Source organism: Arthrobacter sp. BPSS-3 (assembly GCF_044628475.1).
Classification (GTDB): domain Bacteria; phylum Actinomycetota; class Actinomycetes; order Actinomycetales; family Micrococcaceae; genus Arthrobacter.
Map to the genome: position 1 here is coordinate 1 of NZ_JBIMMV010000015.1, position 10347 is coordinate 10347.

The following is a 10347-nucleotide window of genomic DNA, read 5'->3' on the forward strand; positions in this document are numbered from 1 at the left end:
TGCAACAAAAAATGCTGCTTTCTCCTGATCCGAGTACCTCCGATGGCACTTCGATTCACCACTTAAACGCGACACGGTCGTTGCAACTCCCAATAACGGGTGTTGCAACGACCGCTAGAAGCCGCCCCTTCACTGCGAAGGTGGGCGGCCGCCGTCGGCGTTTAAGCCAGCGCTCAAGTGAGCGCAACAGCCTAGGGGGCGGCGACCTTGAAGGTGTCGCACTGGTTGATGTCGCCGGTGGTGTAGCCCTGGTAGAACCACTTCTGCCGCTGGGCGCTGGAGCCGTGCGTCCAGCTCTCCGGGGACACCCGGCCGGTGGCGGCCTTCTGGATCCGGTCATCGCCCACGGCGGAGGCCGCGGACAGCGCGTCCTGCAGGTCCTTGTCCGTGACGGCCGCGAGGAACGGCTGGCCGGAGGCGGGATCCTTGGCGGTGGTGGCGTGCTTGACCCAGAGACCGGCATAGCAGTCGGCCTGCAGCTCCACACGGACGCCGCCGGACTCGGGGCCCTGCGGGTCCTGCTGCGCCCGGTCGATGGTGCCCAGCAGGTTCTGGATGTGGTGGCCGAACTCGTGCGCGACCACATACTCCTGCGCCAGGGGACCGCCGGAGGACCCGAACCGGTCCACGAGCTCCTGGAAGAAGCCGGGGTCGAAGTAGGCGGTGCGGTCCACCGGGCAGTAGAACGGGCCGACGTCGGAGGTGGCGTTGCCGCAGCCGGTGCTGGTCGCGTTGCTGAAGATCACGGTCTTGGGCCGCGGATACTGCTTGCCGTACTGGGCCAGGTACTCCGGCCAGAAAGCGTTAAGGCTGTTGACCGTGCCGTTGATCCGGCAGTCCAGCCGGGCGTTGGCGTCAGCGCCGGTCTTGCAGGCGGGGGCCGTGCCTTGGCTCTGCGTCTGATCCTGGGCGCCGGAGGTCAGGCCGCCGAGGACGTTCGGATTGATGCCGAACAGGAGGGCCAGCAGCAGGACGACGCCGCCGCCGATCCCGCCGCCGATCTTGAGGCCGGAGCCGCCGCCGCGGCGGTCCTGCACCTGGGACGGGTCAAGCTGGACGTTGTCATTGAAGCTCATGCAAGTCACAGTAGCCGCTCCCGCCCGCGTCGGGGTGCCGTCCCGGTAAAGTTGCCCCGATGCCTTTTCTCGACCGACTCCAGCGCTGGGCCGACAGCCGCCCCGACGACACCGCCGTCGTCGTCGGCGGCGCTCGGCTGACCTGGGCGCAGCTCCGGGACGGGGCCGCCGGCCTGGTCGCGTCGGCGCCGCCGGTGTCCGTGCTGGCCGAAGCCAACTCCACGGGATTCGTCGCCGCGTTTGCCGCCGCCGTCGCGGGGTCCCGCCGCTGCGCCGTCCTGGATGCCACTTGGCCGGAGGCGTTGCGCGCCGCCATCACGGAACGGATCGGGGAGTACGCCGCCGCCCTGCCCGGCGCGTCCGACGGCGCAGCTGCCGGCGACCTGGTCGACGGGCCGCCCGACACCCCGTTCCTGATCGGGCTGACCTCCGGCACCACGTCCCTGCCCAAGGCCTTCACCCGGTCCCGCCGATCCTGGCAGGTCTCGTTCGAGTCCTCGATTGAGTTCTTCGGCCTCCGGCCCGGTGACCGGACGCTCGCGCCCGGAACCATGGCGGCCAGCCTGAACCTTTACGCGCTGGCCGAGTGCCTCTACGCCGGCACCGAGTTCCACACCCTGACCGGCTTCGACGTCGGCGACGCCCACGCCGCCATCAGCCACGACGGGATCACCCGGCTGGTTCTGGTCCCCACCATGCTGCGGCTGCTCAGCGAACGCGGCCTGGCCGGCGGCGTGGATGCCTCCGGGCTGCGCAGCATCATCTGCGCCGGCTCGAAGCTGGACGCCCGCACCCTCGAGGCTGCCCGGCGCTGGGCCCCCAACGCCACCATCTTCGAGTACTACGGCGCGGCCGAACTGAGCTTCGTGGCCGGCGGCGGCCTCTGCCCGGGCGGCTCCGCCGCGGCCACGCCCGCCGGGACCCTGATCGGCACGCCCTTTCCCGGCGTGGAACTCCGCATCCTGGACGAGGACGGGAACCCGGTCCCGGACGGAACCCCCGGCGACGTCTGCGTGCGCAGCGGCATGGTCAGCGACGGCTACCTCTGGGGCGACGACGGCGCCGCCCTCCGGACCGTGAACGGCTGGTACACCGTGGGCGACCAGGGCTACCTCCAGGACGGTGCGCTGCACCTGCTGGGACGCCGGTCCGAGATGATCAACACCGCCGGCACCAACGTCTACCCGCACGAGGTGGAGCTGGCCCTCGCCTCCGTTCCCGGTGTCGCCGCCGCCGTCGCGGCCGGACAAGCCGACGAGGTCCGCGGGCAGCGGCTGGTGGCAGGCGTCGTTCCGGCCCACGGCGGCCTGTCCGGCACGCAGCTGCGCACCGGGCTGGAGTCACTGCTGCCGCGGAGCAAACGCCCCCTGGACTACTACCTCGTGGCCGAGCTGCCGCTCACGGACCGCGGAAAGCCCAGCCGGGCGCTGCTGCTGTCCTGGATTGCCGACGGCGACCCCCGGGCCCGGCGCCTTGGCTGAGCCGTACCCGGCGCTGCCCCCGGAGCGGCAGCCGGTGATCATCGGGGCGCTCCGCACCCCGGTTCGCCGGGCCCACGGCGCGTTCGGCCGGCTGGAGGCGCAACAGCTTCTCGCCCCGGTCCTGGGCCGGCTGCTGGCCGACGCCGGCGTCCCCGCCCGGCAGGTCAGCGACGTCGTGATCGGCAATGCCGTGGGCGGCGGCGGGAACGTCGCCCGGCTCGCCGCCCTCGAGGCTGGCCTTCCTGTCACCGTGCCCGGCCTCACCGTCGACCGCCAGTGCGGCTCCGGCCTGGACGCGATCGTGTTGGCCTCCCGCCTGGTCGCCGCCGGGGACGGCACGGAGCTTTACCTGGCCGGCGGGGTGGAGAGCATCAGCACCGCGCCGCTGCGCGCCCGCCGCGGCCCGGACGGCGAACCCGTTTTTTACCGCCGCGCCCGGTTCGCGCCGGAGCGGTTCGGCGACCCCGACATGGGCGCCGCCGCCGAGAACGTGGCGGAGGCCTGCGGCATCGGCCGGGAACGGCAGGACGAGTTCGCGCTCCGCAGCCACCGCCGGGCCCTGGCCGCCGCCGCGGCGGGCGCCTTCAACGCCGAAATTGTCCCCGTGGAGCCGGCTCCGGACGGCGGGACCGGCACGGTGATCCACGACGACGGCCCGCGCGCCTCCCTGACGCCGGCCATCCTCGCCCGTTTCCCGGCCGCCTTCGTCCCCGGCGGCACGGTCACGGCCGGGAACTCCTGCTTCGACGCGGACGCCGCGTCCGCCGTCGTGGTCACCTCCCTGGCCCACGCCCGTGAGGTGGGCGCCCGCGACGGGCTGCTGGTGCTCGGCACGGATACGGCGGGGGTGGACCCACGGCTCCTGGGCCTCGGTGCCGCCGACGCCGGAGCCCGGCTGCTGGAACGCACCGGAACCGTGGCGGACGTGGTCGACCTGGTGGAGTTCAACGAGGCCTTCGCGTCCCAGACCCTGGCCTGCCTGGACCGGCTGGGCATCGACGCGGACCGCGCCAACCGGGACGGGGGAGCACTGGCGCTGGGCCACGCCTACGGAGCCTCGGGGGCCGTTCTCGTGACCCGGCTGCTCGCCCAGGCCCGCCGCGCCGGTGCGGACGGTCAACTGGGCCTGGCGATGATCAGCATCGCGGGTGGCATGGGCACCGCGGCGCTGTTCCGGTACCGGAGGCTCGCCTAGCCGGCGTCGGCGTCGCCCAGGCCGCGCGCCGCCAGCGCCTCACCGGTCTGCCGGGCGAAGGCAACCGTGGTGATGAAGACCGGCAGGACCAGGGCCCGGGGATTGCCCTCCAAGCCGCGGGCCCGGGCGGAGTCCCGGACGTCGGCGAACGCCCCGGCGATGAAGGGGATGCTGCGCACCATGATGGCGATGGTCAGGGCGAAGCGCTCCGGATCCGCGCCGAACCGTTCCAACGGCCGGGCGAGGGAGGCGGCGCCGTCCAGCAGCTCCCGCACCGGGGTCGTGGCCGTCACGATCGAGGCCGCCACCACGCAGACCAGCACGTTCAGCACGATCCGCGCCGCGGTGGGGCCGCCCAACTGCCACCACTGGAACGCGCCCACCAGCGCCAGTATGGGCAGCACCGGCCGGACCGCCGTCGCCAGCCGCCGGATTCCGGCACCGCTGGCCAGGAAGACGGCGGATAGCAGGGCAAGGGCCGCCGCGGACACAGCCCAGTCGGAGACCAGCCAGGACCCCACGCCGCAGAGCAGCACCAGCAGGAACTTGGCCCACAACGGGGCACGGTGCACCATGGAGCGGCCGGGAACGTAGCCGGCAAGGAGGAAACCGTGGCCCCTCACGGCCGCGCCGGCATCCCGCACAGGGCGCGGTAGCAGGCCACTGCCTCCGGCGCCGCACCGTCGAAGACGACCGTCCCGGCGTCGATCACCAGCACGCGGTCCATGTCCGCGGCGATCTCCAGGTCGTGGGTGGAGAGGACCACCTGCTGCCCGAGCCCGGCCAGGGTGGTGCGCAGCAGCTCACGGTTCCGCAGATCCAGCAGCGTGGACGGCTCGTCCAGCACCAGGATCTCCGGCTCCACGGCCAGCACGGCGGCCAAAGCCGCGAGTTGCCGCTCCCCGCCGGAGAGTTCGTAGACGCTCTGGTCCGCCAGGCCCAGCAGGCCGAACCGGTCCAGCACGGCCTCGGCCCGGGCACGCCGTTCCGCGCCGTTGCGCACCAGGCGGCGCAGCGAAAGTTCCACGTCCTCCCGCGGTGTAGGCATCACCAGCTGGGAGAGCGGGTCGGTGAAGACGAATCCCACCCGGCGGCGCACAGCCCGCACCTCCCTGCCTGTATCTAGGCCACCCACGGTGACCCGGCCCGCGGTGGGAAGCACCAGACCGTTGAGCAGCCGCAGCAGGGTCGACTTCCCGGACCCGTTGGCGCCGATGACCCCGATCCGGTGCTCGGCCAGGGTCAGCGCGGGCAAGTCCAGCAGGGTCTTCGGTTCGGCCCGGCCGTCCACGTCAATCCGGACCGCGGGACGGTCCAGGATGATGCTCACGGCCGGGCGGTGCCGCGACGCACCCGGCGCAGCAGCAGGTCCGGGAATGCCCGGTGCAGCGCCAGGGCGATAATCACGGCGAGGACGTTCTTGATGATGTCCCCGGGGTAGAACGGCAGGTCGGCCAGGAACGCGGCCGCCAGGCTCAGCTTGGCATTGACCATCATGCCCAGGATGCCCAGGCCGTGGATGAAGACGATGCTGGCTGCCATGGCGGCGCAGAACAGCAGCACCGGGCGCAGTGTGCCGCGGCGGCCCGCGCCCGTTCCCGCCGAGGTCCGGCGGAGGACGACGGCGGTCAGGGCGCCGACGGCGGTGGCGCCCAGCAGGAAGCCGATAATGTAGCCGCCGGAGGGGCCGGCCAGCACGCCCAGGCCGGCGCGGCCGCCGCTGAAGATGGGCAGGCCCGCGAAGCCCAGCAGCAGGTAGAGGCCGACGGCGGCGAACGCCCGGGCCGGCCCCAGGGCCAGTCCGGTGAGGATGACCGCCAGCGTCTGCAGGGTGATGGGCACGCCGAGGCCGCCTACCGGGATGGCCGCGACCAGGGCGGATGCCGCCACCAGGGCGGCGAAGACGGCCACCAGGGCCAGGTCGGTGGCGTCCCATCGGCGGGCGGCGGGAGCCATAGCGGTTCCGGCAGCGCCGTCGTCGGTGGATGACTGAACGGATGGTGAGGGCGCCGCCACGGGGGTGCCGGTCGGTGCGGAGGTGTTCTCGGTGCTGGCCATGCTGTGTCCTATTCGTCACGGAATTCGGGTCCTGACTCCGACGGTACGTCCTGGGTGACGGCCCGTTTTTGTAGCCCCTCCACTAGTGGCGGGGCCACCCGCTGGGGGACTCCACCAAAAGTGGCCGGCCCGGCCGCCCACCGCGCCGATGCGGGCCGGCGGGGGTGCTGCCGGTAGACTGGAACAGGCCGTGTTCTCGGCCCCACCGCCCCGGCGCCTTGCAGGCATGACCGCCGCGCCGCGGCGTTCCCTGTTGTGAAAGGCCTTAGCTGCATTGATTACCGTCCAGGATCTCGAACTGCGCGCCGGCGCCCGCCTCCTTATGGACCAGGTGAGCTTCCGGATCGACAAGGGAGACAAGATCGGCCTCGTGGGCCGAAACGGTGCAGGTAAGACCACGCTCACCCGTGTGCTCGCCGGCGAGGGCCTCCCCGCGGCCGGCAAGGTGACCCGCAGCGGCGAGATCGGCTACCTGCCGCAGGACCCCCGGACCCCGGACATGGAGCAGCTGGCCCGCGACCGGATCCTCTCCGCCCGTGGCCTGGACATCGCCGTCGGCAAGCTCCGCGCCGCGCACGAGGAAATGGCCAGCGAGGACCCTGCCGTCCAGCGCAAGGCCATGAACCGCTACGACCGGCTGGAGTCCGAGTTCCTCGCCGCCGGCGGGTACGCCGCCGAGGCCGAGGCCGCCGCGATCTGCTCCAACCTCGCCCTGCCGGACCGGCTGCTGAACCAGCCGCTGAAGACCCTTTCCGGCGGTCAGCGCCGCCGCGTGGAGCTGGCCCGCATCCTGTACTCGGACGCCGAGACCATGCTCCTGGACGAACCGACCAACCACCTCGACGCCGACTCGATCGCCTGGCTCCGGGATTTCCTCAAGAACCACCAGGGCGGCCTGATCGTCATCAGCCACGACACCGAGCTGCTTGAGGCCACGGTGAACAAGGTGTTCCTGCTCGACGCCAACCGCGCGCAGATCGACATCTACAACATGGACTGGAAGCGCTACCTGACCCAGCGCGAGACCGACGAGCGGGCCCGTAAGCGCGAACGCGCCAACGCCGAAAAGAAGGCCCAGGTCCTGATGGACCAGGCCAACAAGATGCGCGCCAAGGCTACCAAGGCCGTCGCCGCGCAGAACATGGCCAAGCGCGCCGAGCGCCTGCTCGGCGGCCTCGAGGCGGTCCGCGAGAACGACCGGGTGGCCGCGCTGCGCTTCCCGGACCCGTCGCCGTGCGGCAAGACCCCGCTCACCGCCGACGGGCTCAGCAAGTCCTACGGCTCGCTGGAGATCTTCACCGACGTCGACCTCGCGATCGACCGTGGTTCCAAGGTGGTCATCCTGGGCCTCAACGGTGCAGGCAAGACCACCCTGCTGCGGATGCTCGCCGGCGTGGACAAGCCGGACACGGGCAAGGTGGTCGCAGGCCACGGCCTCAAGGTGGGCTACTACGCGCAGGAGCACGAGACCCTGGACGTGGACCGCACCGTGCTGCAGAACATGCGCTCCGCGGCGCCGGACATGAACGACTCCGAGGTCCGCGGCATCCTGGGCTCGTTCCTGTTCTCCGGGGACGACGTCGACAAGCCCGCCGGCGTGCTTTCCGGCGGTGAGAAGACCCGCCTGGCGCTGGCCACCATCGTGGCCTCCAGCGCCAACGTGCTCCTTCTCGACGAGCCCACCAACAACCTGGACCCCGCCAGCCGCGGGGAAATCCTGGGCGCCCTGCGCAACTACACCGGCGCCGTCGTCCTGGTCAGCCACGACGAGGGTGCCGTCGAGGCGCTCAACCCGGAGCGGGTCGTCATGCTGCCCGACGGCGTCGAGGACCTCTGGAACGAGGACTACCTGGACCTGATCACGCTGGCGTAGACTGCCGGCCCCGGTCGCCTTCGCGGCCCGGCTCGCCCGATTTGCCACGAAGGGCCGCTAACCGTCAGGTTTAGCGGCCCTTCGTGGCAAACGGGTGGCACTCGCCGTGGTTACGGCGTCGGAAGCCATGCTGTCCTTGCTCAGAAGCCCTGGGCGTCGAGGATGGCGTCTTCCTCTTCCTCGGCCGTGGCGTTCTTTCGCTTCCGGGGAGCCGGACGACGGCGGGGCGCATTCGCGGCGGAGTGGTACGCCGCCTCGCCCCGGGCCTCCGCCTCCTCGGCGTCTTCGGCGTCGATCGCGGCGTTGCGCGCCTGCTGCCGGGCCGCGTAACCGAAGGCGAAGAACATCAGCACGCCGAACGCGAACCACTGCAGCGAGTAGGACAGGTGGGTGCCCTCGTCCGTGGACGGCTTCGGGAAGCCCAGCGGCATGGTCGCGGCCGCGGGACTCTCGCTCGCCACCTGCCCATACGCGCCGGTCAGCACCGGGTAGCCCAGCTGTCCGGCGTACGTGGGCAGGTCGATGGAGGCCAGCTGCCCCTCCGGGGCGCCGCGCTGCAGGGTCGGCTCCGAGGGCTTGAGCCGGGCGACGACGGTGACGTTGCCTTCGGGCGGCGCCGGCACCGAGTCCGGGCTGCCGGGGGTCTTGTTGCCGATCGGCAGCCAGCCGCGGTCGATCACGACGGTGTCGCCGTTGTCGAGCTTCAGCGGGACCACCACCTCGTAGCCGGGCTGGCCGTTCAGGGGCCGGTTGCGCACCACCCGCTGGCCGGCGGTGTCGTAGACGCCATGCAGCTCCACCTGCGTCCATTCGCGTTCCGGATCCAGCCGGACGAACTCGTTGCGTACCTCGGTGAATGGCAACGGGGTGGCCGAGTAGTTAGAGACGACGCGGTTGATCTCGGCCAGCGTTTCGGCCCGGCGGTCCATCTGCCAGCGGCCCAGGAAGACGCACGCCGTGGCGAAGATGGCGGCCAGCAGCAGATAGCCCAGCCACTTGCTGGAAAAGAGAAAGCGGTACATTCAGGCGGCCCCGCCCGGGGTCGCGGGGGACTCGTCAGTCACGAGGGGGAGGGTTTCCTTCCAGAGGCCGCGGGTCCGGAGGTAGTCCTCCAGCCACTCGCGGTGGTCCCCGCACGCCAGCCAGGTTTTGCGCCGGTCGGGGGTGTGAATCTTCGGGTTGTTCCAGAGCAGCCGCCATTCGGCTCCGGCACGGCACGCCTTGCGCGAGCAGATGGCGGTTTCCGGCGCGGCGGTCCCGCCGGCCAGGTCGAGGAGGTTCATGAAGCGGCCCGTCTGTGGTCTTCGTCGTCATCGTCGTCGTCGATGATCTCGCCCTGAAGCAGGGTGACCGGCCCGTCGTCGTCGGGCATGTCGCCGAAGGACTCCGCCGGCGGCGGTCCCTCGAGCTGGCCCAGCGGCACGTAGTCGATCAGTGACTCGCTGTGTACCTCCGCCTTGTCGTTGCCGTTGGCGACCACCACCGCGAACCAGGGCAGGAACACGGCACCGATCACCGGGAGGATTTTGAACCAGCCGTCAACCACAAAGATCAGAACCAGGCAGACCATGCGGATGCCCATGGCCAGGGCATACTTGACCATCCGCGAACGCATCTCTTCCGAGTGGGCGGTGGCGGCGTCGGTGATGCTGTGGACCTCGGTGTCCTCGAAGTCCTCGCCGGGCGTGGCGCCGCCGGGCCGGTTCTTGTTTGTCACAGCTGTCAGATCACGCTCCATAGGCTCACCGTCAATTCTCGCACCATCGGCGGAAGCGCCCAAACGGCGCCGGCACCGGAACACTGGCTAAGATCGAAGGCAGGAAACCCAGCCCCGAGCGGCGCCACTGAGCCGCAGAATCCCGGAGACCACCATGACCGAAGCAAGCTCCACGGGACGCAGCGTCCTCATCACCGGCGGCAACCGCGGGATCGGACTGGCTATCGCCGAGTCCTTCCTCGCCAACGGCGACAAGGTGGCCGTGACCTACCGCAGCGAATCCGCCCTGCCCGAGGGCATTCTGGGCGTCAAGGCGGACGTGACGGACGAGGCCTCGGTCGACGCCGCCTTCGCCGAGGTCGAGGCTGCCCACGGCCCCGTGGAGGTGCTGGTGGCCAACGCCGGCATCACCAAGGACACGCTGCTGATGCGGATGAGCGAGGACGACTTCACCTCCGTCATCGACACCAACCTCACCGGAGCCTTCCGCGTCATCAAGCGCGCCTCCAAGGGCATGATCCGGGCCCGCAAGGGCCGTGTGGTGCTGATCTCCTCCGTCTCGGGCCTCTACGGCGCCCCCGGCCAGATCAACTACTCCGCCTCGAAGGCCGGCCTCGTGGGCGTCGCCCGGTCGCTGACACGCGAACTCGGCGCCCGGGGCATCACCGCCAACGTGGTGGCCCCCGGGTTCATCAACACGGACATGACCGCCGAGCTGCCGGAGGCCACCCAGAAGGACTACCTGACCAAGGTTCCCGCCGGCCGCTTCGCCGAGGCGTCCGAGGTGGCCAACGTCGTCCGCTGGATCGCCAGCGACGAGGCCGCCTACATCTCCGGCGCCGTGATCCCGGTCGACGGCGGCCTCGGAATGGGCCACTAGCCTTCTTCGCCGGGCGCGTCCCGGGAGTTTACGACGGCGGCGCCGGTCCCTGCGGGGACCGGCGCCG

General features: G+C 71.1%; 11 protein-coding genes. 4 read left to right on the forward strand and 7 right to left on the reverse strand.

Annotation, left to right across the window (positions count from 1 at the left end):
- Positions 1–191: 191 nt before the first annotated feature.
- Positions 192–1076, reverse strand: coding sequence for a neutral zinc metallopeptidase (locus ACFVY3_RS16825; protein WP_290258908.1), 885 nt, complete (start codon positions 1074–1076; stop codon positions 192–194).
- Between the two features lie 59 nt (positions 1077–1135).
- Here ACFVY3_RS16825 and ACFVY3_RS16830 point away from each other — a divergent pair, with 59 nt between their 5' ends.
- On the forward strand, positions 1136–2557 hold the full coding sequence (locus ACFVY3_RS16830) for a class I adenylate-forming enzyme family protein (RefSeq protein WP_400160611.1): 1422 nt from the start codon (positions 1136–1138) through the stop codon (positions 2555–2557).
- Entirely contained in the window at positions 2550–3752 is a 1203-nt protein-coding gene (locus ACFVY3_RS16835; protein ID WP_400160612.1) for a thiolase family protein, read from the forward strand. The genes ACFVY3_RS16830 and ACFVY3_RS16835 overlap by 8 nt, the downstream gene beginning before the upstream one ends.
- Here the strand turns inward: ACFVY3_RS16835 and ACFVY3_RS16840 are convergent.
- From ACFVY3_RS16840 to ACFVY3_RS16850, 3 genes are read right to left on the reverse strand one after another with little or no spacing between them, the layout of a single operon-like run.
- On the reverse strand, positions 3749–4375 hold the full coding sequence (locus tag ACFVY3_RS16840; RefSeq protein WP_400160613.1) for an energy-coupling factor transporter transmembrane component T family protein: 627 nt from the start codon (positions 4373–4375) through the stop codon (positions 3749–3751). The genes ACFVY3_RS16835 and ACFVY3_RS16840 overlap by 4 nt on opposite strands.
- On the reverse strand, positions 4372–5082 hold the full coding sequence (locus tag ACFVY3_RS16845) for an energy-coupling factor ABC transporter ATP-binding protein (protein ID WP_290258904.1): 711 nt from the start codon (positions 5080–5082) through the stop codon (positions 4372–4374). Before ACFVY3_RS16845 ends, ACFVY3_RS16840 begins: the two co-directional genes overlap by 4 nt.
- The gene (locus tag ACFVY3_RS16850) at positions 5079–5708 is read right to left on the reverse strand and encodes a biotin transporter BioY (RefSeq protein ID WP_400160632.1); all 630 of its coding nucleotides are present in this window, start codon (positions 5706–5708) and stop codon (positions 5079–5081) included. The genes ACFVY3_RS16845 and ACFVY3_RS16850 overlap by 4 nt, the downstream gene beginning before the upstream one ends.
- A gap of 376 nt (positions 5709–6084) precedes the next feature.
- Between ACFVY3_RS16850 and ACFVY3_RS16855 the strand changes: the two genes are divergently transcribed.
- Positions 6085–7683, forward strand: coding sequence for an ABC-F family ATP-binding cassette domain-containing protein (locus tag ACFVY3_RS16855; RefSeq protein ID WP_290258902.1), 1599 nt, complete (start codon positions 6085–6087; stop codon positions 7681–7683).
- 140 nt (positions 7684–7823) lie between these two features.
- Here ACFVY3_RS16855 and ACFVY3_RS16860 read toward each other — a convergent pair whose 3' ends face one another.
- The 3 genes from ACFVY3_RS16860 to ACFVY3_RS16870 are packed head-to-tail and all read right to left on the reverse strand — an operon-like array spanning position 7824 to position 9421.
- Positions 7824–8705: an SURF1 family protein gene (locus ACFVY3_RS16860; protein WP_290258901.1), complete on the reverse strand. Its 882-nt coding sequence runs from the start codon at positions 8703–8705 to the stop codon at positions 7824–7826.
- Positions 8706–8966, reverse strand: a complete 261-nt coding sequence (locus ACFVY3_RS16865; RefSeq protein ID WP_290258900.1) for a hypothetical protein — start codon at positions 8964–8966, stop codon at positions 8706–8708.
- A complete protein-coding gene (locus ACFVY3_RS16870) occupies positions 8963–9421 on the reverse strand; it encodes a DUF3099 domain-containing protein (protein ID WP_400160614.1) in 459 nt (152 codons plus the stop codon). The genes ACFVY3_RS16865 and ACFVY3_RS16870 overlap by 4 nt, the downstream gene beginning before the upstream one ends.
- A gap of 133 nt (positions 9422–9554) precedes the next feature.
- Between ACFVY3_RS16870 and ACFVY3_RS16875 the strand changes: the two genes are divergently transcribed.
- Positions 9555–10280: a beta-ketoacyl-ACP reductase gene (locus tag ACFVY3_RS16875; protein ID WP_400160615.1), complete on the forward strand. Its 726-nt coding sequence runs from the start codon at positions 9555–9557 to the stop codon at positions 10278–10280.
- Positions 10281–10347: the final 67 nt, after the last annotated feature.